15 protein-coding genes are annotated in these 23,541 nt (G+C 60.2%); 7 read left to right on the top strand and 8 right to left on the bottom strand.

The window, feature by feature from the left end; translation table 11 throughout:
* Positions 1-160: 160 nt before the first annotated feature.
* The 3 genes from FG381_RS10785 (at position 161) to FG381_RS10775 (ending at position 3,261) form a co-directional block, all read left to right on the top strand.
* Entirely contained in the window at positions 161-574 is a 414-nt protein-coding gene (locus FG381_RS10785; RefSeq protein ID WP_226960291.1) for a helix-turn-helix domain-containing protein, read from the top strand.
* 28 nt (positions 575-602) lie between these two features.
* Complete coding sequence (locus FG381_RS10780; protein ID WP_139688792.1) at positions 603-2,117, top strand: ATP-dependent nuclease; 1,515 nt, start codon at positions 603-605, stop codon at positions 2,115-2,117.
* 184 nt (positions 2,118-2,301) lie between these two features.
* Positions 2,302-3,261 carry an AEC family transporter gene (locus tag FG381_RS10775; RefSeq protein WP_139688791.1) on the top strand — a complete coding sequence of 320 codons (960 nt, stop codon included), beginning with the start codon at positions 2,302-2,304 and terminating at the stop codon, positions 3,259-3,261.
* 104 nt (positions 3,262-3,365) lie between these two features.
* Here the strand turns inward: FG381_RS10775 and FG381_RS10770 are convergent, their stop codons facing one another.
* Positions 3,366-5,201 (bottom strand): aryl-sulfate sulfotransferase, encoded by a 1,836-nt coding sequence (locus FG381_RS10770; RefSeq protein ID WP_139688790.1) that lies wholly within the window; start codon positions 5,199-5,201, stop codon positions 3,366-3,368.
* A 121-nt stretch (positions 5,202-5,322) separates the two neighbouring features.
* Between FG381_RS10770 and FG381_RS10765 the strand changes: the two genes are divergently transcribed.
* The 3 genes from FG381_RS10765 to pbpC all read left to right on the top strand — a co-directional run bounded on the left by FG381_RS10765 (position 5,323) and on the right by pbpC (position 14,776).
* A complete protein-coding gene (locus FG381_RS10765; RefSeq protein WP_139688789.1) occupies positions 5,323-6,258 on the top strand; it encodes a LysR family transcriptional regulator in 936 nt (311 codons plus the stop codon).
* Positions 6,259-6,440: 182 nt separating this feature from the next.
* A complete protein-coding gene (locus FG381_RS10760) occupies positions 6,441-12,338 on the top strand; it encodes an alpha-2-macroglobulin family protein (RefSeq protein WP_139688788.1) in 5,898 nt (1,965 codons plus the stop codon).
* On the top strand, positions 12,338-14,776 hold the full coding sequence (pbpC, locus tag FG381_RS10755; RefSeq protein ID WP_139688787.1) for a penicillin-binding protein 1C: 2,439 nt from the start codon (positions 12,338-12,340) through the stop codon (positions 14,774-14,776). The genes FG381_RS10760 and pbpC overlap by 1 nt, the downstream gene beginning before the upstream one ends.
* Before the next feature lie 247 nt (positions 14,777-15,023).
* Here the strand turns inward: pbpC and FG381_RS10750 are convergent, their stop codons facing one another.
* Positions 15,024-15,263 (bottom strand): hypothetical protein, encoded by a 240-nt coding sequence (locus FG381_RS10750; protein WP_139688786.1) that lies wholly within the window; start codon positions 15,261-15,263, stop codon positions 15,024-15,026.
* Between FG381_RS10750 and FG381_RS10745 the strand changes: the two genes are divergently transcribed.
* Positions 15,241-15,711, top strand: coding sequence for a hypothetical protein (locus FG381_RS10745; protein WP_226960292.1), 471 nt, complete (start codon positions 15,241-15,243; stop codon positions 15,709-15,711). The two genes, FG381_RS10750 and FG381_RS10745, sit on opposite strands and share 23 nt — an antisense overlap.
* 52 nt (positions 15,712-15,763) lie before the next feature.
* Here FG381_RS10745 and FG381_RS10740 read toward each other — a convergent pair whose 3' ends face one another.
* The 6 genes from FG381_RS10740 to accD form a co-directional block, all read right to left on the bottom strand.
* Positions 15,764-17,134 carry an ATP-binding protein gene (locus FG381_RS10740; RefSeq protein WP_139688785.1) on the bottom strand — a complete coding sequence of 457 codons (1,371 nt, stop codon included), beginning with the start codon at positions 17,132-17,134 and terminating at the stop codon, positions 15,764-15,766.
* Between the two features lie 240 nt (positions 17,135-17,374).
* Positions 17,375-18,886, bottom strand: a complete 1,512-nt coding sequence (purF, locus tag FG381_RS10735) for an amidophosphoribosyltransferase (RefSeq protein ID WP_139688784.1) — start codon at positions 18,884-18,886, stop codon at positions 17,375-17,377.
* Positions 18,887-19,025: 139 nt separating this feature from the next.
* Entirely contained in the window at positions 19,026-19,526 is a 501-nt protein-coding gene (locus FG381_RS10730) for a CvpA family protein (protein ID WP_139688783.1), read from the bottom strand.
* A 125-nt stretch (positions 19,527-19,651) separates the two neighbouring features.
* Positions 19,652-20,974 carry an SPOR domain-containing protein gene (locus tag FG381_RS10725; RefSeq protein WP_139688782.1) on the bottom strand — a complete coding sequence of 441 codons (1,323 nt, stop codon included), beginning with the start codon at positions 20,972-20,974 and terminating at the stop codon, positions 19,652-19,654.
* 138 nt (positions 20,975-21,112) lie between these two features.
* Positions 21,113-22,423 carry a bifunctional folylpolyglutamate synthase/dihydrofolate synthase gene (locus FG381_RS10720; protein WP_139688781.1) on the bottom strand — a complete coding sequence of 437 codons (1,311 nt, stop codon included), beginning with the start codon at positions 22,421-22,423 and terminating at the stop codon, positions 21,113-21,115.
* 132 nt (positions 22,424-22,555) lie between these two features.
* On the bottom strand, positions 22,556-23,434 hold the full coding sequence (gene accD / locus FG381_RS10715) for an acetyl-CoA carboxylase, carboxyltransferase subunit beta (RefSeq protein ID WP_139688780.1): 879 nt from the start codon (positions 23,432-23,434) through the stop codon (positions 22,556-22,558).
* Between the last annotated feature and the right edge of the window lie 107 nt (positions 23,435-23,541).

Here is a 23,541-nt window from a genome sequence, read left to right as displayed (position 1 = left end):
GCTTCATGGGGCAGCAAAGATCGCGAGTTTGGGTGAGCGATAAAAGTCTTTCTGAGACACCACGCGCTCCCCCAAACGCCACCTTTAAAGAACCCGTTTCCTCGAAAGCGTTTCGGGAGACGGGTTCTTTTTTCCCTACAGAACCGTACTGAGGCGTCTCATGGCCGTTCTCAAGCTTTCGCCTTCTGCTGGTGATTTGTCGCCCACATCTTCCACGAGGAAACGCCCGCCTTTTGCTTCCGACGAGAAGCGCCGTCAGGCGCTTGAACTCTTTGAACACGGCATCGGCTACACGCGCGCTTCACGCATTCTTGACCTTTCCGTCAACACGCTGCGCGACTGGAACCGGGAGTACCGCAAGGGTAAATTTCACACGGAGCTCTCTCCCTCCCAGTACCGCTACTCGGACGACGTGAAAAAGGCCGTGATCCGCATGCGACTAACGGGGAGCACATGGAGTGAGATCACCGAGAAGAGCGGCATATCGGCCAGCACCTGCCGCAAATGGGTGCTCGACTACACCGAAAAACGAAAGGCCAGGAAGCGCACGACGAAGCAGTCTTCTGGGGCCTGAATCCACTATTGAAGGAGATTCATCACACATGTACCTCCACAGCCTCAAGCTCAAAAATTTCAAAGGATTCCGAGGAGAGTCGCAGGAAATAATCTTTCATGGACCAAATGGTAACCCAGGCTCCGGTCTGAATATCCTTGTCGGAGAAAATAATGTCGGGAAAAGTACGCTTTTACAGGCGATATGCTTCCTGATGAATTTAACACCCCATTCACAAAATCCAACCAGTATCGGTTCCGATGGCGCACCTGTCTCTGAAGAATGCGCCGTCATCGGCGAATTCGCAGACAACTCCTCTGAAGAAATGATGCGAACGCTTGAAGCTTTTAGCAGTAATACGGACAAAGACTCGATGAAGGAAGCCTTAACCTCTTCCGGGCATTTGCGAGTCAGACATTCGTTTAATAATTTAGAGAAAACCGGCATACTTGCGGAGAAAGGCGGTTTTAATGAAAAAAACTCAGACCCGACTAGTCTTTATTTCATACTCAACCGCGCCATTGACCTCCATCCGCTCTGGGCCTCCGTTGAAGTGCAGCAGCGCGCATCCTTTCGCGTCAATACCCTCAGTCAAGAGCTCTTAGAAGACATCTTTAAAACTGCCGAAAAATCAATCGACTATCAACAATTCTGCAAGGCTTTCAACGATTGTTTTTCCGGGCAGAATTCCTCGCTCCGCAAGGATATTCAAGTAATTGAAAATCAGGTATCAGATCAGTTTCGCTTTTTCTTCGGTGACGGCACCATTCGGTTTGAACTCCCCGAACCAAGGCTATCAACACTGATCAGAACTCTGACCCCCATACTCGACCTTGGCAACTCTCTCCCGCTTTCCGAACACGGCCAGGGAGTTCAAAGGATGACCGCTCTCGCACTCCTCGTCGCCTGGGCATCTGTTCATTCCAACAAAACCGTTGGTACAAGGAAGCCCTACATCTTTCTTCTGGACGAACCCGAAATCTGTCTGCATCCGCGCGGACAAGCTAGGCTCCTGGATGCTCTTCTCACAATTTCAAAGTTTTATCAGGTAATTGTCACGACACATTCGCCAATTTTTCTCCACTCCCCGGCTGTTCGAACTGCAAATCTTCTTCTCTGTCAAAGAGACAACTCAACCGCCTCTAATGTCGTCGTGTCACAAGCGCGATTCAGATCGCTCTTTCTCCACGGCCCCACGTGGGGCGAAATTTGCTGGCACGCCTACAACATGCCGACGGTCGAGTTCCACGATGAGCTATACAGCTATCTGCAGGACCGTTCTAGTTCCGCGACTGTTGAAGCCGCAGACAAACTGTTGCGGCTCTCTTTTGATGAAATGAATGAGCACCACACTCCCTGTATTTGGAGCCGAAAGGACAATAAAGGCAAAAATCGAAGAGATAAGCTCACTCTTTCCTCCTGCATCAGGAACTCCATTCATCATCCCGATAACAAATGTATGGGGGAAGGCTTCGTGGAAAAGAACCTCGAGGAATCCATCAACATCATGCTCCGCGTGATTAAACATCTTCGAGCTAAGGAAGAAGCTCAATTAGCCGAGTAAGAGTTTCAAGGACATGAACCAGCAGACTTGTTCCCTCTGATGCCTGAGCAACTGTTGCCGAATTCTCGCCTTATCCCAGCTCTTCCCGACGCCGCACTAGAAAAATAGAATTTGAAGCTTCAGGACTTTGCACGCGAGGGAACCGACATCCCCTAAGCAAAGTCCCTCCCCGAAGCCTTCAGACATGTTTGCAGCAGCAATGGAACTCTTCCTCACCAACTTCCTTGCAGCGCTTCCGCTCTTTGCGCTCATTGCCATCGGGTATCTCGCTGCGACCGTAAAGCTCGTCACGCCGGCAATCGGTCAGGCGCTATCGAAATTCGCCTTCAACATTGCGCTCCCGATTCTTCTTTTCAGGCTCATGAGCGACATCACGCACCTGCCGCCGCCCGACTGGAACATTGCGCTCGCCTTCTTCGGCTCCTGCTTTCTCGTCTTCGCGATCGGGCGCTTCCTCGGGCACCGCTTTCTGAACCTCAATTCCGACGAGCGCACGATCTTCGGCATGGCAGCCGTCTTCTCGAACAACGTTCAGCTCGGGATCCCCGTTGCCGTGGCGCTCCTTGGGCAAGAAGCGATGCTTTCGATTGCGATCATCTTTTCCCTGAACGGATTCCTCATGTGGACCCTCGTCACGATCGCGATCGAACTCGGGCGCGCGAAGAGCCCGTCGATCCTCACGACGGTCACAAAGGGAACGCTTCAAACCATCCGGAATCCGATCGTGATCGGCATCATCCTCGGCTTTCTCTGGAGCATCTCGAACCTCTCCATGCCGGTGCCCATGGCAAAGACCATCGCCATGATGGCGGACGCGGCAGCTCCCGTCGCGCTCTTTGCGGTCGGTGTCGGCCTCACGCAGTACCGGATCACCGCGAATCTCTCCACGACGCTCCTCATAACGTTCCTGAAGCTCGGCCTCCAGCCGCTTGTCGTCTACGGCCTCTGCCGGATCTTCAATCTCGGTCACGAGGCGATGCAGGCCACCTGCCTTCTTGCGTGCCTCCCCGTCGGCGTCAACGTTTACATCATGGCGCAGGAGTTCAAGGTGATGCAGGGCGCGACCGCGAATTCGCTTCTCGTCACGACTGCGCTCGCATCGGTCACGATGCCCCTGATCATGAGCTGCCTCGGGCTTCTCTGAGGACTTCTTTCAGCCGCAAGGCACCAGACGAAAAAAGCTCCGGGACTGCAAAGAGACCGGAGCTTTTTCCTTTCAGAAGTGCTTCAATGGAAGCGCCTCATGCATCACTTGGCGTGATGGAAGGCCTTTTCGACGCGGAAAGGCATCGCCTGATAGCCCATGGAGCCGTTGATGCGGATTTCAACCGCGGGTTCCGTCGAACCCCACTTGAATTCCATCAGGTACGGATTCGGCGCGCCCACGGCCTTGCCCTTGACGAGCTGCATCTCAGGCGTCGCGGAATAGACCATGATCGAATCCTTGTCGGCCTCGTACTGCGTGAGAGAGGTCACCGGGCTGTACCACGCGTGGCCGCGTTCCTTGCCGAACTCCCAGAGCTGCTCGACCGTGCCTTTTTCCTGGTCGACCTTGTAGACCACAGCGCGCGAATACTTCATGTCGGGAAGCGGCGGCTGCTCGAGTCCGCGGCCGTCGCCGTTGTCGAAGGCCGTGAGATAAACGAAGCGCTTGTCGGACTTCGAGTCGATGCGGAAGGCCGTGTGCTGCGTCCACGTCCAGTCGAAGGTCGTATTTTCGCACTTGCCTTGTTCGCACTTGATGGGGTTGCCGTCCTTGTCGACGGGCTTCAGGACCTTATCCGCCCAGGCCTTCTGCCAGCCGTCGGGAGCGCCGAGAATCCACTTCACCTTCTTGTCGCGGCCGATCTTGATGATCGCGGACTGATGGCGCGAGGAAATGATGATCGAATCATCGGTCGGGTCATAGTCGACGGAATTGACGTGCGCCCAGTTGCGGCCGATGCCGACGCCCGTGATGTCGCCGAAATGCTCTTCCTTGTCCATGGCGGCGAGGTCAGCCGAAGAGAGCGTCTTGCCGGCGCTGTCGGCATCGAGATTGAGGCACACCGCGCCCTGGTCGAGCGACTTGATCACGACATCGCGATAGGGGTCGAGAATTTCCCAGAGACGCCAGTCATCGACCACGCGGCCGGCGGGATTGACTTCAGCGATCACGTCACGGACCGTGCGGACGTTGCGGCCGTCGGGACGACGAACGTCGTTGGCCGCCACGCGCAGAAGGAAGTTCCCGTTCTGGGCCTGATCAAAGGAGTGCGAGAAGTCTTCATAGCCCGCGGGGAGACGGCGGTTGAAGACTTCGCGGCCCATGATGTCGTACTTCACGTAGCGCTGGCCGTAGCCCCAGGTGAGCGCGCCGTCGTCGCCCTGCTGGAAGCCCATCATGACGCCGCCGTTGTAGACCGATTCCATGTCGTAGATTGAATCCACGTTCATGTACCAGCGGACTTCGCCCGTCGCATCGATGATGGCGTTCTGCGGATAGAAGCACCATTCCAACGCGCCGCCCGAGGGGTTGTTCCAGACAACGCGCGAGCCCTTCGGGGGCGAAACGAGGAGATTGTTGACGAGATAGAGACGGTCCTTGAATTCAGGATCGGCCTTCACAACCGTCGTATCAAACATCGTGCTCTTCTGAGAGACCGTGCCGTTTCCTTCCGTATAGACGGGCGGCGCATAGATCTTGTAGGCCTCGTTCACCGCCTTCTTTTCGCCCGTGAGATCCGTGCGGGTGTAGGAGACCTCAACGGTATTGACGTAGTCCGGATAGAGCCCGAAGACCGGGATGCCGCCGTGCGTGAGCACCTCGCTTCTGTCGACGTCGTACTTGATCTCAGCGCCATTCTCCTTCGGCACGATGCGGACCTTGACGTCGGTAAGCGTGTAGCCGCCCGAGCGAATGATGGCCGTCAGCGGCGCAATGCGATAGGGATTCGTGATGACTTCGCCGATCTGCCCCTGCTTCGCGTACTTGACGGCTGCGCCCGAGGCGCCGCCCGCCGCCATTACCGTCGTCGGTGCAGCAGAGAGCATCAGGGCGCCGAGAACGGCAGCCGCAAGCGCGGACTTCGTGATGGTCTTCATGGAAACTCCTTTCCTTCAGAATGAAATTTGCAATGAAGAAATCATAAAAATCAAATAATTTACAGTAAACAATCGGATACCTTGATTGAGTTACAATTTCGAAAAGAGGCATTTTCTGAAAATGAAAGTCGGCGCAAAATCACCCTCCATTGAGTCCCTCAGGCTCCTCCATACGCTCTGCCAGACGGAAAATCTGGCGGCAGCGGCAGAGCGCCTGGGACTGTCGCTCCCCACGGCAAGCCGAATGCTCTCGCAGCTGCGCGAGATTTTTGAAGACCGCCTCTTCACGCGCTTTCCCGGCGGACTGGTTCCCACGAGAAAGGCAAAGCTCCTCATGGCCCGCACGGAAGCCGTTCTCAAAACCTACGACGCGCTTCTGGCACCTCAGACTTTCGATCCCGCCCGGATCGTCCGCGACATCCGCATCGGATGCGCCGACAATGCGCCTTTTTCAGTTTTTCCCAATTTCGCCAGGGAGCTCCTTGCGCAGGCGCCGGGCGTCATGATTTCCTACCTGCCGCTCTCGGACGACCGGTTTTCGCTTCTCTCCTCGGGTGAAATCGACTTTGCGGTCTCCCCCGTCATGACGCTCCCCGCAGGATTTCACGCGATCGAGCTTGCGGAAACGGACTATGTGCTCACCGGAAGAAAGGATCATCCGCTGGCGCGTCAGGCTGAAGGCGAGGCCGTGTCCACTCCGGATGTCCTCAGGCACGCTTTTGCCGATGTCTGCTACCACACCCGTCCGGGCGCCTCCTGGACGTCGCTCCGGGAGAACGTTTTTCCGGCATGGTCCGAAGGCCGCTCCTCCATGAGAACGACGCAGTTTCTCTCGCTCATTCCGACCGTGGCGGAAAGCGACCTGCTGATGGTGCTTCCGCGGCGTACAGCCGAATACATGGAAAAAGGCGGCGACATCGTCATCATCAGGACGAAGGAAAAAAGCATTCGCCACAAGCCGCAGCTCATCTGGCACCACCGGGCAAACGACGACCTTGAGCTCCAGTGGGTGCGCTCGATCCTGCTTTCCTGCGCCAAGCGCGCAAACCCAGGCTGAGGCCGCTCCGCCTCCGCTGTTGTCGGAGAGAGACGGGAGGAGATGCTTGATTTTCTCCGGCAAACATTTTCTCCTTGTGGAAAACCATTGAAAATCAGTGAGACGCCCGGGCTTTCTCTCTTCGCCTCCGGCCCCCAAACCGTCTATGCTCATACTCATGATTAATTTGGGAGTTTCCTGCCATGGCTCTGTCCACGCGCGCCATTTCGCTTCAGCTAAAACCCCTTTCCCTTGTCACGCTTCTCGCGCTCTCTTCGCTCTCTCTTCCGGCACATGCCGCCCCGGGAAGCGACGACCGAACGGTCTGGCTTAAGCCCTCCGTCTCCGCCCCGACATCCGCAAAGGCTCCCATCTACATTTCCCTGACCCCCAGCGAAAACGCCTGCAGAAAAGCCTACGGCGACGACTGGTACAGCCGCTGCATGATTACGCTCGGGCGTTCCGGCGCCACGGTCGAAGGCATAACGCTCAAACCCTCCGTTCCCGGCACCTGGCGCTGGGCGGGACCCGATTCGCTTGCCTTTACGCCGAAGGACGCCTGGCAGCCGAAGCGCTCGATGAGAGCGTCGCTTCTCGGGATTCCGATTCCGCTTCGCGCCAATATTGAAGAAAGCTTCATCACGATCGAGACGCCGCCCCTTGCGGCCATAAATTCGCAAAGCCGCATCTGGATTGATCCGGCAGTAAAGGGCGAACGGTGGCTCTCCTTTGAATTCTTCTTCACGACCGTCCCTGAGAAGGGAATGGTTGAAAAGGCCTTCAGCCTCAATTTCAAAAAGGAATCGGGCCTCGAGACCGCAAAGCCTCAGTTCATCTGGAGCGATGACGGAACAAGCGTCTACGTGAAGGTGAAGCTCACGAAGCTCCCCGAAGAGGAAACGATTGTTACGGCGAAGCTCGCCGGCATCGCCGGGCGGATCAGCCAGAACAACGGCCGCTTCACGGTGCCGAAGGGCTTTGAGACGGCTTCGGTCAATCAGACTGTTCCGGGCGAAGCCACGCTCTTCCAGATTTCACGCGCAGAAATTCATGCCGTTCGCGACGAAGCGATGAACGGCGAATACGAGCTCACGCTCACGGGGACCCTTCAGATGGATCCGCAGGCGGTAATGAACAATATCCGCGTGCTGGCGCTCCCCTCCAAAATGTCGGAGGAAGCGCAGACCAATGCCGTCTGGACGGCCGCGCCCGTCATCGACGAAGAGATACTCTCCCGCGCCGAACCCGTGGAAGTGATGCCGGCCTCAGAAAAGGGCCTCACGACCACGGCCAAATTCCGCCTTCATGCGCCTCAGGGGACGTTCCTTTATGTGGAATTGCCTGAATCCTTCGGGCCGGAAGGCACGTCGGGGTTGAGCGATAAATGGCACTCGGTGCTGCTTCTTCCGAAGCTCTCGAGCTCGATCGAGTTCCTCCAGCCCGGCAACATGCTCACGCTCTCGGGGAACTGGACGCTCTCCCTCTTTTCGACCGGCGTCGAGAAGCTTCGCTGGCGCATCGCACGCGTGAAGAACGCCTACCTTGCGCTCGCAGCCGACGGCTGGAACGTGATGAAGAGCACCTCGCCCGACGCCTATACGAGCGCCGTCACGGGCGAAATCGAACTCGGCGAATCAACGCCCGGGAAGGCCCGCTTCTCAACGCTTGATCTTGCCGAAGCTGTGATCGGCGCCGGTCCCGGACTCTTCCAGGTTGAGCTCACGGGCGTCAGGATGAAGGACGGGAAGGAAGAAGTGGTCGCGACCGCGAGCAAGCGCCTTCTTCTCACGAACCTCGCCGTCATTGCGAAGACCTCGGCCGACACCTCGATCGACGTCTTTGCCGCGGGCTTCATGGACGGGAAGCCCGCCGCCAACGTGGCGGCAAGCCTTCTCGCCGAAAACGGCACCGTGATCGAGTCCGTGCAGACGGATGAGGAGGGCCGCGCGCACTTCAAGCCCACGAAGGGCCTTGAGCGCGAAAAGCGCCCTGCGGCGATTACCGTGCAGTCAAAGGGCACCGATCTCGCCTGGATTTCGCTCCGGGACCCCACCAACCTTTCGGACACCTTCCGCTGGAATACGGGCGGACGCGAAACGAAGGGCGGCAACATGGCGGCATTTTCGTTCGCGGACCGCGGGATCTACCGTGCGGGCGAAACCGTGCATTTTGGCCTGGGGATTCGAGAACTCAGCATGGCGGCGCTCCCCGAGGGGCTCCCGGTTGAAGTGAAGCTCACAAATGACGCGGGGAAAGTGGTCGAGAAGCGCCAGGTGAAGCTCTCGCCCGAGGGACTTGCCGACTTCGACTGGACAATTCCGGAGGGCACGCTCCCGGGACGCATCAAGATGGACGTCTTTGCAGCGGGCGGCGACGCCGCGCTCTCGACAACGACGCTCTTCATCGCCGACTTTGCACCCGAAACGCTTTCGCTCTCGGCGGAGCTTCCTGCCGCGGAAGCCAAAGCCGGGTGGGTAGCGCCGGGCGACATTCAAGTCCCCGCGAAGCTCACGAGCCTCTTTGGGGCCGGCGCCGAAGGCCGCCGGATTGAGGGCGAGGTCGTCGTCAACCCGGTTTCAAGCACGACGCTCCCGGGGTTCGAGGGCTGGACCTTCGAATCTCCTGCGGGAGGATTCGAAAACAACCGGAATGCCGGAAAGCGCCTGGACGTTCCCGCCGTCAAAACCACCGGCGCGGGCGACGCGGAGCTCACGCTGCCGCTCGGGAGCCTCACGATTCCGGGCTTCGCGCGCGCAGAGGTTTCCCTCACGGGCTTTGAATCCGAAGGCGGTGAAGCCGTTTCCGAACGCTTCAACTTCCTCCTCTCGCGGGGTGAACTGGCGCTTGGCTGGAAGCTCGACAAAACGCCCCAGCCCATGAACTTCCTCCTTGCCGGCGACCCGGCGGAGGTGCGCTTCATTGCGGTTGACCGGCACCTCGAAAAGAAGGCGGGCGAAAAGCTTCGCGCTGAAATCAGCCGCACGCATTATGTGACGGAGCTCACGGCCGACGGCTCCGGGCGCCTCACCTACAGCGACGCGCCTCTGTCTGAAACAACGGCAACGGTTGACCTCACGACCGATGCGTCGGGCGAAGCCGTGCTTCCGCTCAACACCCGCGAACCCGGCGAATGGCTGATTCGCGTGACGCGAGAGGATGGAACGCTTCTGCTCACGCTTCCCTACAACACGGCCGGGAATACGCTCGAGAAAGCCGCGTCCGAGGAACTCCCCGCCGCAGAAATGCGCGCGCGCCTTGAGAAAACGACGCTCGAAGCGGGCGACAAGGCGAGGCTCTCGCTCCTCTCTCCCTTCTCGGGCTTTGCGCTCATTACTTTTGAATCCGCCAACGTCATCTCGTCCCGCTGGACTGCCGTCAAGTCGGGCGACAACCTGATTGAGGTCGACGCCCCGGAAGGGTTCTCGGGCCGCGCGTGGCTTCGCGTGTCGCTCGTTCGCGGTCAGGATTCGGCCAAGAAGTTCCTGAGGGGCTTCGCTGAAACAGCAATTCCGGTTCTTCTCAACACGAAGGAAAAGCGCCTTCAGATCGATGTGTCCGTACCGGAGAAGCTCGGGAGCGCGAAGACCATCCCGATAACGCTCACGGCCGAGAAGCCCTCGCGCGTCTTCCTCTGGGCGGCGGACGCCGGAATTCTTTCGCTTACCAACTATCCGGCTCCGAACCCATTGAAGGCCCTTATTGAAGATCGGGCGCTTGAAGTCGAAACCCGCGAAACCCTGTCGCTTCTGATGCCGGACGCGAGTGCGGCGGCAGACCTTACCGCACCCTTCGGCGGCGACTTTGCAGAATCGGCCAAGATGGCAGCCGGGTTCGGAAATCCTTTCGCGAGAACGCTTGGGGATTCCGCCGTCTGGTGGGGCGGTCTGGTGGAAGCCGGACCCGAAGCCAGAACCATTGAGGCGACGCTGCCGGAAGGCTTCAACGGCCGCATCCGCATTTTTGCCGTGGGTGCTTCCGAGAATGAAGCAGGTGCCGGCGAAGCGTCGGCCGCCATTGCCGAACCCCTCGTGATCGAGCCGATTCTCCCGGCAGCCGTGTCGCCGGGCGACATCTTCGCTCTCGGCGCGACGGTGACGCCGGAGACTCCGACAGCCTCCGGCGCGCTCGAGATCAGCTCCGACGCGCTCACGCCCGCCTCCGCCGCAATTCCCATCACCTTCCCGGAAAAGGGCGGCAAGGTTGCAACCTCGGTCGCCCAGGCGCCTGCCGCCCCCGGGACCGTGCAGGTCACTTTCCGTGCTCAGACCGAAAACGCAAAGGCCGATCGCACTCTGGAAATCGGCGTTCGTCCGGCTTCCGTCAAATCCACCCGCATTTATGGCGGAAGAATCGAAGGGAATGCGGAAGACGGGAGCCCGCTCCTCCAGCTTCCCAACGAGCTTTATCCCAACGAATCGCAGACGAGCTTCATGGTGTCGGCGGTTCCGGCGACCCTCGTCCTTCAACTTGGGCTCCCCTTTGCAAACCGCGACTGGAACCAGCCCGCAGACGCGATTGCCGCGGCGCTTCCCCTTGTGCTCCTTGCCGCCAACCCGGATGCCGCCCGGTTCGTGCCCCTGGGCGAAACGCCCGAAAAGGCAGCAGCGAAGCTTGCGGAACTCACGAAAGCGCGCGCCGAAAAAGCGCTCTCCGCTATTGAGGGAGCGCTCTCCTGGGAAGGCATCCGGAGCTTCCCCTGGATGCCGGCGAACCCGTACCTCACGGCCTGGACGCTTGACTACCTGCTTGCGGCCGCCCGCACGACGGGCGTACCCCCGGAGCTGATGCGCAGCGTGAAGGAGCGCCTGATGCGCACCGTCACGGAAGATCCCCAGACCATCGACGACGCGCGCACCAAGGCCTATGCGCTCTGGGTGCTCACCCGCGAAGGCACGATGACGACGGAGTACCTCGAAACGCTTCGCGCCTCGATGGAAGAGCGCTTCCCCGACTGGAAGCGGGATGCCGCCGCCGCGTTCCTTGCGGCCTCCTACCAGCACCTCAGAATGCGTGCTGAAGCGGAGGAGCTCCTTTCCGGCACCATTTCCACTGCACGCGCCGGCGGCGCGTGGACGCCTGAAACCGCAACGGCCCTTGCCGCCCAGGCGCTCGCGGCGAGCGGCCTCACGCAGAAGAGTTCCGCGAAATTCCTCTCGTCCCTTGCCGTCGACGACTTTGCCGGGGCGCTCAAACGCGGCACCTTCGACGCCCTCTATGCGGGCGCTGCCGCCATGACCATGATGGAGCCCTCGATCGGGGGCGCCACGGATGCTGAAAAATCCGATGACGATGCCGGGCTGACCCTCGTCTGCGTGAAGCGCACAGCGGGCTTCCCCGACGACAAGGATCACCTCACCACCGCCCCGGCGGGCGCTCTTCTCGAGGCTCCGGGATGCATCGCTGCGGAAGTGTCGGGCGCCGCCCAGTCCTCCTTCCTCTGGTGGCAGGGCGAGCAGACCGGATGGGTGCGGCTCCCAGACGACAAGGCGTCTCCCGCCGAAAAATCGGGACTTGAAGTCGAGCGCACGTACCTCGGCGAAGACGGCAAACCCTCGACCCGGTTCCGCGCGGGCGAAAAGATCACCGTGCGCGTAAAGCTTCGCGCCTATGCGGGCGAGGAAGGCCTCATGGACATTGCGCTTACGGATCTGCTGCCGGGCGGCCTCGCCTATGCGATGAACCCCGGCACGGGACCGGACGGGGCTCCGAAGTTCCTGCGCTCTGAGGAGCGGATGACCTGGCTCTCGCCCGAACTTTCGAGCTGGAGTCCCGTCACCTTCACCTACACGGTGCGCGCCGCAACGCCCGGCGAATTTACGGTGCCGCCTGTGGAGGCGCAGTCGCTTTCGCGCCCGCTTCTTCGCGCCAGAGGCGCTTCCGGGAAGCTCACCATTCTCGATTCAGAAGGGAATCCCGTGAAGCTCCCCGACGCAGCTCCGGCCGCAGCTTCCGCGTCGAGAGACATGAGCGCAGCGCCGCTCTCATCTCAAAGCACTCAGCCGTCCGAAAATAGAGTGCCTCAGAGTGCCGCATCCCCGGCACCTGAAAAGGCGAACACAGCGCCCGGGAACACTCCCTCCGCTCCCGATGGAGATGACTGATGGCTGAAGCCCCGAGAAACGATTCCCAGGAAGAACCGCAGGCAACCGCGCAGACGCCTCAGCCCCGGACAAAACCGAAGAGCGAAAGCGAACCCGTGCGGTTTCTGCGCCGCACGACCGCCTTCATACTCTCCGCGGCCATTGTCGGCGTCATTTTGGTCGGCGGCGCAAACGTCGTCTGGCAGATGGCGGGGCGCTCGCCCGCGCCGCCGCTTCTTGACGGGATCGATTTCTCTCCGGCCGTCTACTCTGCGAAAGGGGAGCTCCTGAGGCTCACGCCTGCGAAGGACGGGATCTATCGCGTAAGGACCCCGCTCGCACAGATTGATCCGAAGCTCATCGACGCAACGCTCTTTTACGAGGACCGGCTCTTCCGGAGCCACAAGGGCGTCAATCCCGGCTCCATCGTGCGCGCCGGCATGGAAACGCTGATGGGCTCGCGCCGAATGGGCGCGAGCACGATCACGATGCAGCTCGCCCGCATGAGGCTGAAGCTCAGGACCAATACCTTCGAAGGCAAAATCCGGCAGATCTGGCATGCGCTTCGCTATGAAACGCACTATTCGAAGGACGAAATCCTCGAGGCCTACCTCAATCTCGCGCCTTATGGCGGAAACGTCGAGGGCGCGGGCGCAGCCTCCCGCGTGTGGTTCCATAAACCGCCCTCAATGCTCTCGGCTGCTGAGGCCGCAAGCCTCGCCGTCATCCCGCAGAACCCCGTGAAGCGCCGCCCGATGGCGGCCGGGAATACGGATCTTGACGACGCGCGAATCCGTTTGGGGCTCGCGATGATCCGTGCGGGAGCGATGAATGAACGCCTCTCCGAACCCGTCCGAGCTTCGATCGAGGTATTTGAACCCGAAAACCTTCCGATGCTCGCTCCCCACTATTCGCGGATGGTTCTCCAGAAATCAAAGGGCGGACCGGTCCGGGGAACGCTTCGGATTGCCCTCCAGTCCTCCATGGAGTCGCTTGTTCGTGAAACCATCGCGAGACTCAAGCCCTGGGGCGTCCGGAATGCGGCGCTCGCCGTGGTGGATTCCCGCGACCGCTCCCTCATCGCGCTCGTAGGGTCGGCCGACTGGTCGGATGCATCGATTGCGGGCGAGGTGAACGCCTGGAATGCGAAGCGAAGCCCGGGCTCAACCTTGAAGCCGTTTGTCTACGGCCTCGCGCTCGATCAGGGTCTCATTCACGAAAAGACCGTTCTCATCGATCGTCCGCAGAGCTTTGGCGGCTGGGCCCCGGAAAACGCGGACGGAAGCTTCCGCGGGCCGTTGTCTGCCGAGGATGCCCTCGTGCTCTCGCGAAATCTCCCGGCGGCGGAGCTCGAACGTCAGCTCAACCCAGGGCTCTACGAACTTCTTCAAAAGTCTGGCGTGAAGCTTCCCCACGAGAAGAGCTGGTACGGGCTCTCGATCGTGCTCGGAGGCGCTGAAGTCACGATGGGCGACCTCGCAAAGCTCTACGCGATGCTCGCCGACGATGCGCTCCTGCGCCCCGTCAGGATTCTTCAGAACGAACGCGCCGAAGCCGAAGGTTCCGTCCTTTCGCCTGAAGCCGTCTTTGTGCTCAAACGCATGCTCGCCTCACGCGGCGAATTCATTACTGCCGGGGGCGCGAAGCGCGAGCTTCTTTACAAAACGGGAACGAGCAACGGCTGGCGGGACGCATGGACCGCGGGTTCCGTCGGGCCCTATGTGATCGTGGCCTGGCTCGGGAACTTCTCGGGCGCGCCCAACCCGCAGCTTCAGGGTGCGGCGCTCGCCGCGCCGCTCTTCAAGGCCGCCGCTGCACGGATTGCATCAGACCTGTCCTTCGACTGGCCGGCCGCAAAGATCCCGCAGGACGAAATTGACGAGAAGAAGCTTCGGGTCGCAAGAGAAACCGTCTGCACGGCAACCGGCGAGCTCGACACATCGCTCTGTCCTGAGAAAACGCTCTCCTGGATTCTTCCCGGAAAAACCTCCGTCAAAAGCACGGGCGTCTTCCGCGAGATTCTCGTGCGGGAGTCGACGGGGCTGCGTGCCTGCGCGGCGGGTCCCGGAGTCAAAAAGGTCGTCTGGGAATTCTGGCCCACGCACTTCCAGAAAGTCTTTCTCGAGGCCGGCATTGTGAAGCGACCGCCGCCGCCCTATGAGGCGGGCTGCGAAGCCGTCTCCGGAGTCCCCGGCGGAAGGCCTCCCTCCATCGTGTCGCCCCGCGAAGGCGCGGTGCTCTATGCCGTCGGCAGCGCCGGAACGGCAAGAACGCTTCTGCGTGCCGGAACCGACCCGGATGCCAAATTCGTCTACTGGTATTCGGGGAATACCTTCCTCGGCGTCTCGCCGACAGGTAAGCCCCTCGAATGGCGCGCAGCTCCCGGCACGCACCGCCTCACGGCAACGGACGACCTCGGGAGAAGCACCACGCGAACCCTCGTCGTCAAGCGCCAGTAGTTGAGAAACTCCGGAATCAGCGGGAAGAACGGGATCCACAAGTATTCACAAACAGGCTCCTCCAGGAAACACTCTTTCAAATTTGCGGACCTATCGGAGTGATAGCCTTGGATAACAGGAAAGGCATTTCCTTTTCCGGCACTTTTTTGAGGAGGCACGCCGATGACACCCGTTTCGAGAGAGAAAAGACGTTCGATCGTCCGACTGCTCGGTACTGCTGCGCTTGCGGTGATGGCGAGCACCTCGCTCACCGCCTGCGTCGTCGCGCCGACGCACCATCGGCCGGCCCCCGCTCCGCACCATCCCGCGCCGCCGCACTATGGGCCGCGGCCGGATCCGTTGCATCATCCCGGGCCCGCATACCGTCCGGCACCGCCTCCCGGACCGCACCATTGGTAGCGGCGAAGCCGTCGTTCCGGATCTTCAGGATCACGTTGAGAATTTTTTCAGAAGGAGTTTGAGCCATGTCGTTCTCGAAAATGCTCATCTCGCTTTCCGCAGCAGCGATGCTTCTCGGCGCATCGGTTGCGGCATCCGCTGCACCGCCGCCTCCGCCTCCCGGCGGTCATGGGGGACCGGGCTTTCATCATCCGGGCGGTCCGGGCTTTCGTCCCGCTCCGCCGCCGCCCCGTCCCTTCCATCACCGCCCCCGCTGGTATCAAAGCTGGGGCTTCTGGGGACCGGCGCTCACAACAGGCATCGTGGTGGGCACGATGACGTACCCGCGCGAACCCCGCGTCGTGGAACGCATTGTTGAGGTTCCGGTGCCTGCAGGTTCGGGAGGAACGACAAGCGCGGTTCCCCCCGCGAGCTACCCCTGGTACTGGTGCAATTCCGAACAGGGCTACTACCCGTCGGTGCGCTCCTGCCCGCTCGGCTGGGAAACCATCATGGGATCGAGCCCCACGACGCCTCCTGCGCCGCCTCAGCATTAACCTGCGCCTTGAGGACAAGCCGGCAGCCTGAAGCATGCCGGCTTTTCTTTATTCATACGCCGGGGCTTTCCTCGAGGAGATTCGAGAGCGACAGCCCCAGAAGTTCCGGGCGATCGTATTTCTTCAGATTTCTCCCCTCGGCTTTTTCAAAAGCTGCAGCCTTGGCAGCAAGCGCTCTCATATCGATCTTGTCGGCATTTCTCTTGATCTCTGCAATGACGGCCTTCCCCGTGAGATCGTTGAGCGCAATCAGGTCGATTTCATTTTCGCCCCGCCTGTCCCACCAGCGGCCTGTCCGCGTCCACTTCGGGCTCTCGCCGAAAAGATCGTGATACCAGTCTTCCAGTGTTCGACCGGTGTATTGATCGAGCGCATCGAGACAGATGGCCCGTAATGCCTCCCAGTTCCCGCGCGCAGCCAGCGATTGGTATTGAACGGGTTCAATAAATCGGAACCAGAAGCGGAAATAGGGATCCGCGATTCCGTAGCGCACGCCGCGGGAACTCTCAGAGAACATCGGACTGTATTTCCGGATAAGTCCGTACTGCTTCTCGAGGCGATCCATGTAGCCGGCGATGTTCTTTCCGCCGAGCTGGTCCGCAATCTCATTCCATGTCGCAGAACCCCTGGCGACTGCCCGCAGAATTCTTTCGTAGATGGCGGACTCCACCCGCAATTCATTCGCGAGTAGCGTTGCGCCGTCTGTTCGAAGGAAATAACCGCTTTCGGAAAAAATCAGATTCACCATATCATTCTGCGTCAGCGGGACCGTATCGGCCAGACAGGCGACATAGCGTGCGACGCCGCCCGTAACGGCATAGAAGGTGAGGAGATCCTCCGGCGTTCCCTGAGGCCGGAGATCGAGAAAGATTTCCTTGAGAAGCTTCGGGCCAAAAGGCCTCAGCGTGAGCGCAAGATCCTGTCGTCCGAAAAGCGGTTCGCTCGCATCATCAAAAATATGCCGAATGGCAGCAGCGATGGAGCCGCTCATCATCAGGAGCAGCCGGGAATTGTCCTTCTCCCGGTCCCAGACGCCCTGAAGGTCTGCCCAGAACGACGGAGCCACGTAGTCAAGCTCCTGGCATTCGTCAAGAATCAGAACACAGGGCTTCTCCCGGGAAAGCTTCATCACGAAACGGACGACTTCAGCGAGCTTGAGTCGACGCGGACCATCCTCTTCATCAAGGCCAAATGTTTCTCTTACATCATCGAGCCAGATTTGAGCGAGTTCTTCTTCTGCATAGCGCCTCCGGCAAAGGAAATAAAGCATGGGCCGGCCGCTCTCTTCGGCAACCTTCAGAATTAATTTGGTTTTGCCCACACGCCGTCTTCCGGTGATAACCGCCAGTCGGGAAGACGTTTCTGCAAGCCGGAGCTCATTCGTGAGCGCCGCTATCTCCTGGTCTCTGCCGTAGAACTTCATATCGAACCAATTGCTTCATTACTTGTAGCTACACTTATTGTAGCTACAGTAAGTGTAGCTACAAATTATGTAGCTGTTAGAAAAAATAGTTTTCTATTTTTTCGAAGCATTCAGGATGAAAACCTGCGAGCTCAATCACCAAAAAAGGTTGACCCCGGATAAAACAATTCGGGCGGCCTTCCCTTTTGAGAAAGTCCGCCCGAACGCTAGATGCTTTGAGGCTTTCAGCCGCCAGCTGGCTTATTCCACATTGCCCGCCTGCGCGTCGTCCTCGTCATTTTCCTTCGCCGCGGCCTTCCCGGCTTTGCCGAGCTTTTCGAGGTAGGCTTCCGTCACGTCGCCCGTCACGTAGACGCCGTCGAAGCACGAGCAGTCAAAGGCGGGGATGTTGGGATTGAGGTCATGGAGCGCGTTCTTCAGGCCGTCGATCGACTGAAAGATCACCTTGTCGGCGCCGAGCTCCTTCGCCACGGCGTCGGCGTCCTTGCCGTCGCCGCAGATGAGTTCGGACTTGGTCGGCATGTCGATGCCGTAAACGTTCGGGAACATCACGCGCGGCGCGGACGAAGCGACGAAGACCTTCTTCGCGCCCGATTCGCGGGCCATGCGGACGATTTCCTTCATGGTCGTGCCGCGCACGATGGAGTCGTCGACGAGAAGGAGGTTCTTGCCTTCAAACTCCACGGGCATGGCGTTGAGCTTCTGACGAACCGACTTCTTGCGTACGGCCTGACCCGGCATGATGAAGGTGCGGCCCACGTAGCGGTTCTTGATGAAGCCCTCGCGGTAGGGAAGACGCAGCTGCTTCGCGAGCTCCTGCGCGCAGGGGCGGGAGCTGTCCGGAATCGGCATGACGACGTCGACGTCCATGAGGTTCAGTTCCTCGGCGACGGTCTTCGCAAGGTAGACGCCGAGATTGAGACGGGCGCCGTAGACGCTGATGCCGTCGATCACGGAATCCGGGCGGGCGAAGTAGACGTATTCGAAGGCGCAGGGATTCGCGACCGCGTGCTCCGCGCACTGACGGGTCTCGACATTGCCCTTGAAGTCGAACCAGATCGCTTCGCCCGGCGCGACGTCGCGCTCGAGCTTGAAGCCGAGGCCCACCATCGTGACGGATTCCGAGCTCACCATCCATTCCTTCTCGCCCGTCGCGGTGACGTTGGAGCCGAAGCAGAGGGGACGAATGCCGTGCGGGTCGCGGAAGGCGAGAAGGCCCTTGCCGGCGATGAGCGCCACGACGGCATAGGAGCCGCGCACGCGGCGATGAACGGCCGAAACCGCTTCAAAGATCCCGTCCGCATCGAGCTTTCTGTCGGCCGTCACGCGCGAGATTTCGTTCGCGAGCACATTGAGGAGGACTTCAGAGTCGCTCGTCGTATTGATGTGCCGGCGGTCGGTCTCGTAGAGCTCCTGTTTGAGCTCCTCAGCATTCGTGAGGTTGCCGTTGTGGGCGAACATGATGCCGAAAGGCGCATTCACGTAGAAGGGCTGCGACTCCTGGTTCGAGCTTGCGCACCCCTGGGTGGGGTAGCGCACGTGGCCCACGCCCACATTGCCCGTCAGATCGCGCATGTTGCGCGTGCGGAAGATGTCGCGCACGAGCCCCATGGCCTTATGCATGTGGAACTGCAGGCCGTCGAGCGTGGCAATACCGGCTGCGTCCTGGCCGCGATGCTGCAGCAGAAGGAGCGCATCATAGAGGCGCTGATTTACCGGTTCATTGGAGAGAAGAGCGACTACGCCGCACATGGCTGTTCAAACCTCGCTGAGGGGAAAAACGAAAAAAGAAAACTTCAAAAATTCAGAATGTACAAAGCCGCCCTGACTGAAGTCCGGAGCGGCTTTGTTTGAAATCCATCATGGCGCTAGCTCGATTCCCTTCGGGCCATCAGGCGCGCGACGTGGCGCGCATGTCGGAAAGCCATTTCGGGAGGTACGGGAGCGACCAGTCAATAAGCGTTTCGGCCGGTCCGATCAGTACGGACTGCTGCCACATGCGGCTGCCGTGAATGCTTGCGGGCATGCCGAATAGGAAGACGCAGGCGCAGACCACCACAATGCCGCGCACGAGTCCGAATACGGCTCCGAGCGCACGGTCTTCGAAAGTGATGGCGGCGACTTCAAGCATCTTGCGGATCAGCATGCCGAAGAGTCCGCAGATAAAGAGGACGGCGACAATGATGAGCACCGCGGCGATCATCACGCGCGGAATCCACCCGATGCTTTCGAGCGGAATGTGTTCGGCAAGATCGGCCGAAAAATTCATCGCGAGGAGAATGCCGATCACCCAGCCCGCGATGGCGAGCACTTCGCGCATGACGCCGCGCATGATGCCGACAATGGTCGAGAGTGCGAGGAGCGCGATGATGATCCAGTCAATTTCGGTCATATGTCTGAAAACGTTGGCGCAGCAGGAGTCGAAAGTCTCTGTCTGCACGCGAATCCGATGCGGGGAAGTCCTTTCTCTGCGGGACTCCCCCTAGAAGCTCGTCATTGTACTGAAAAACGGATCCGCTACTGTTTGGAAACGTAGGGCTTCTGCGCAACTCCGTTGAGAACGATCGTACCGATAGCGCCTTCAGCCTCCTTTCGCGTGCCGTAGAGGCCTGCCCGGACCTTCCAGAGATTGCCGCCTTCCTTCGTCTTATAGGCGGGGAGTCCGAGAAGCGCCATTTTGCGGACAGTCCGCTCGGCGGCCTCTTCATTCCCGGTAGCGAGCACCTGAACGTACCAGCCCTTTCCTGTGGGAGGCGTAATGCCGGCGGATTTGGGCTGCGGCTTCTTGACGACTTCCGGCGCCGGCTTCTTTGCTGCCTCAGGCTTCTTTTCAGAAGCCCCTTCCGCCTTCTTCGGAGCGCTCGCTTCCGCAACCTTCTTTTCAGGCGCGGGAGGAGCCTTCATCTGCGCCTCGCGGGCGAGATTGGCCTGTGCGGTCGAGCCGCGGCTTCCCATCGTCGTATCGGAGACGTTCACTTCCGCCTTCTCGGGCTTCTTCTGCGCGTCGGCCGTATTGATCGCCGTACTCGTTTCGGTTTCCTTCGGAATCTCCATGCGGACGTTCTTCATGCCGGAATCGTCAATCGGCGGATCGCTGTCGAGAATGAAGGGAGCAGCCACCACCACCGCCATCAGAATGGCGGCAGCGCCCACAAGACGATGCTTCGTGCGGCGGCGGGCAAGGATTTCAGCATCGGTCGGGATTCGCGGCTTCGGCGGCTCTTCCCTTCTCTGCTGCGCGGCCTGAGCGCGCGGCACCGGCCGCATGACCGGCTCGTCTGAAAGGGGAGGCTCGGAGGGAGCCTGAGAAACGGGAGCCTCGGCTTCAGGAGCGCGAACCTGAGCCTTCACCTCTCTTTCCGGGATCGGCGCTTCCACGGTTTCGCGAAGGGGCTGCGGAACCTCCGAGACGGACGGCAGCGGTTCAGGCTGAGACGCCTCGTAGGGCTGCTCGAGAGGCTTCCCCTGAGGAGCGGCCGCAGGTTCGGGACTCATGACCGGTTCGTTCTTTACCGTTTCAATGCCGTACGGATCCCAGGGAGCGGGCTTTTTCGCTTCTGCGGAAGGAATCTTCGGAGGCTCCGGCGGAACCGGCTGAACCGGCTGAACCTTAGGCCCTTCGGATTCCGGTTCTGCAAAAGTGAAGGCCGGAGGGTTTGCATCAGCCGGCTGAAAGGCGGGCGGTGCAGAAGCTTCGCGAGAGGCTCCGCCAAAGCTCGGTTCCCGACGTTCCGGCGGATTGCCGCCGGCATCTTCTCCGGCAACGGATTCCTGATTAAGTTCCGAGAGCTTCACGCCCTGCGGGCGATTGTTTTTCCGGAAGGGATTAAAGAATGACATGGGAAAAGCCTTTTCGGGAAATGCCGGGCAAATGCATCAGAAAATTCTATCAGGCGAAAAGTTGCAGTCTTCCTGAGAAGCCGCCGGACGGAACAATTCGAAACGGAATTCCTCTTCGCTTTTTCCGGACAGCTCCCGTCACCGACGGATGCCTTCGCGGGCGAGGCACGCGAGCGCTTCACCCACCGTCACAAAGGATCCGAAGATGATGATCCGCACGTCCCGCCCCGCTTCCTTCAGCTCCCGCGCCCGGGCTCTTGCTTTTTCGAGCGCCTGCGGAACGGTCTCTGAGGGCGTCATTGCGGAGGGCGCAGCGCCGGCTGCCTCAAGGAACGGCGCAAGGAGCGCCGCTTCGCCCCCGCGCGGTCCGGGTAGTCCCGCGTAGAACCATTCGTCGATTTCGGGCGCTAGCGTCGCCGTGACCCGCGCGCGGTCCTTGTCGGTGAGCATCCCGAAGACGGCGAGCGTCAGTTCTCCGGGGCGCTTATAGCGACGGAGATTGTCGGCGAGCACCTCCGCCGCCTGAGGGTTGTGCCCCACATCGAGAATCGTCTCGCAGGGGGCATCCGCAACCCGCTCGAAACGCGCCGTGATGCGCGCCCGGGCGATGCCCCGGGCAAAGGCTTCCCCGTCGACGGGGAGGCGTTCTTTGAGCGCCAGCACAGCGGCAATGGCGCCCGCCGCATTGCGGTATTGGTTTTCGCCCGCGAGCCCCGGCCGCGGAAGCTCGAGCGTTCCCTCTGCGCCGGAAAAACGGAATGACCCGTCTTCATGCTCGGTCACCAGGAAGTCGCGGTTGATGAGCGAAAGCTTCGCGCCGATTTCATGCGCGTATTGAATCAAGCTCTGCGGAGGTTCCGGGTCAGAACAAATCGCCGGCCGCCCGCTTCTGAAAATGTGCGCCTTTTCAAGCCCGATCTTTTCGCGCGTGTCGCCTAAAAACGCCGTATGGTCGATGCCGACGGCAGCGACCACGGAGACATCCGGGTCAATGGCATTGATGGCGTCGAGCCGGCCGCCCAAGCCGATTTCCAGAATCACGACGTCGGGCTTCGCATCCTGAAAGCACTTCAGAATGCCGAGCCCCGTGAATTCAAAATAGGTGAGCGGCATCCCGGCGCGGGCTTCTTCGACTTCGCGGAAGGCGCGGATGAGCGAATCATCATCGATTTCGCGGCCGTTCAGAAGCGCGCGTTCATTGAAGCGCAGAAGGTGGGGCGACGTATGAAGCGCCGTCCGGAAGCCCGCTTCCCGAAAGATCGTTTCGATGAAGGTGCAGGTCGAGCCCTTCCCGTTCGTGCCCGCAACGGTAATGACGGGGGACGCAAAGCCAATGCCGAGCCTCCTGATCATTTCCTTCATGCGGTCGAGCCCGAGATCAATCGGCTTTGCGTGGAGCTTTTCAATGTAGTCGAGCCAGTCCTCGAGCGTGGAGATCGTCTCAGGCATGTTGCGCTGCACCTTATGGGAAAAACAAAAGATTCAAGCCCGCCTTCCTCTAGCGGAGAGCGGGCTTGAGAATTAGAAAGCCGGTTCAGAGGAAGGACGACGGAAGACCTATTCTGCGCCTTCAGACGGCAATCAGATGCCGTTCACAGGCTGCTTCTTCATAAGGAGCTGCGTCAGCACGGAAATGCGTGCGCGCAGTTCCCGGCGATCAACGATCTGGTCGATCTGACCCGTGCGCAGAAGGAATTCCGAACGCTGGAAGCCCTCCGGGAGCTTCTCGCGCACCGTCTGCTCGATGACGCGCGGACCGGCAAAGCCGATGAGAGCCTTGGGCTCGGCAATCACGACGTCGCCGATGAAGGCGAAGGAGGCGGAGACGCCCCCCATCGTCGGGTCGGTGAGCACCGTGATGAAGGGAAGCCCCGCATCGGCGAGCTTTCTCGCCGCCGCGGTCGTCTTCGTCATCTGGTAGAGGGAAACCAGGCCCTCATGCATGCGCGCGCCGCCCGAGGCCGTAAAGACCACGAAGGGGCAGCGGCGGCGGATGGCTTCCTCAGCGCCGAGCGCAAAGCGTTCGCCCACGACGCTTCCCATCGAGCCCCCCATGAAGCGGAACTCAAAGGCCGCGGCCACCATCGGCTCGCGGCGCAGCGTCCCCGACATCACGACGAGCGCATCGGTTTCGCCCGTGGCGGCTTCTGCCGCTTCATGGCGCTTCGGATAGGGCTTGCTGTCGACGAATCCGAGGGGATCCCGGGCACGGACTTCCGAACCGATCTCAATCGCGGAACCCGGATCCAGGAAGGAGAGAAGACGCACGCGGGCGCCCATGCGGAAGTGGTACCCGCACTTGGGGCAGACGCGCAGGCTCCTGTCGAGCTCTTCGGTATAAAGCGGCTGCTCGCATCCCGGACACTTCGTCCATACGCCTTCGGGCACGACGCTCGTCTTTTTGGCGGTGGGCGCCTCTTCGCGCTTGATCTTGGGAAGAATGTGGTTAAGCCAGCTCATGAGAAGCCTTGAGAAAAGTAATCCGAATTGAAAATTATACGAGGCGCGCTCTTATCTTCCTCATGCTCTCTTCGCATTCTTGGGCTACGGCTTTCAGCCGATGCCGC

This window comes from Sutterella faecalis, assembly GCF_006337085.1.
Taxonomy (GTDB): domain Bacteria; phylum Pseudomonadota; class Gammaproteobacteria; order Burkholderiales; family Burkholderiaceae_F; genus Sutterella; species Sutterella faecalis.
This window is presented reverse-complemented; position numbering and strand designations above follow the sequence as displayed.

Excerpts from the sequence above, each read along its gene's own strand:
- FG381_RS10785 (WP_226960291.1), top strand. The coding sequence starts at position 161 with ATGGCCGTTCTCAAGCTTTCGCCTTCTGCTGGTGATTTGTCGCCCACA.
- FG381_RS10780 (WP_139688792.1), top strand. The coding sequence starts at position 603 with ATGTACCTCCACAGCCTCAAGCTCAAAAATTTCAAAGGATTCCGAGGA.
- FG381_RS10775 (WP_139688791.1), top strand. The coding sequence starts at position 2,302 with ATGTTTGCAGCAGCAATGGAACTCTTCCTCACCAACTTCCTTGCAGCG.
- FG381_RS10770 (WP_139688790.1), bottom strand. The coding sequence starts at position 5,201 with ATGAAGACCATCACGAAGTCCGCGCTTGCGGCTGCCGTTCTCGGCGCC.
- FG381_RS10765 (WP_139688789.1), top strand. The coding sequence starts at position 5,323 with ATGAAAGTCGGCGCAAAATCACCCTCCATTGAGTCCCTCAGGCTCCTC.
- FG381_RS10760 (WP_139688788.1), top strand. The coding sequence starts at position 6,441 with ATGGCTCTGTCCACGCGCGCCATTTCGCTTCAGCTAAAACCCCTTTCC.
- pbpC (WP_139688787.1), top strand. The coding sequence starts at position 12,338 with ATGGCTGAAGCCCCGAGAAACGATTCCCAGGAAGAACCGCAGGCAACC.
- FG381_RS10745 (WP_226960292.1), top strand. The coding sequence starts at position 15,241 with ATGTCGTTCTCGAAAATGCTCATCTCGCTTTCCGCAGCAGCGATGCTT.
- FG381_RS10750 (WP_139688786.1), bottom strand. The coding sequence starts at position 15,263 with ATGAGCATTTTCGAGAACGACATGGCTCAAACTCCTTCTGAAAAAATT.
- FG381_RS10740 (WP_139688785.1), bottom strand. The coding sequence starts at position 17,134 with ATGAAGTTCTACGGCAGAGACCAGGAGATAGCGGCGCTCACGAATGAG.
- purF (WP_139688784.1), bottom strand. The coding sequence starts at position 18,886 with ATGTGCGGCGTAGTCGCTCTTCTCTCCAATGAACCGGTAAATCAGCGC.
- FG381_RS10730 (WP_139688783.1), bottom strand. The coding sequence starts at position 19,526 with ATGACCGAAATTGACTGGATCATCATCGCGCTCCTCGCACTCTCGACC.
- FG381_RS10725 (WP_139688782.1), bottom strand. The coding sequence starts at position 20,974 with ATGTCATTCTTTAATCCCTTCCGGAAAAACAATCGCCCGCAGGGCGTG.
- FG381_RS10720 (WP_139688781.1), bottom strand. The coding sequence starts at position 22,423 with ATGCCTGAGACGATCTCCACGCTCGAGGACTGGCTCGACTACATTGAA.
- accD (WP_139688780.1), bottom strand. The coding sequence starts at position 23,434 with ATGAGCTGGCTTAACCACATTCTTCCCAAGATCAAGCGCGAAGAGGCG.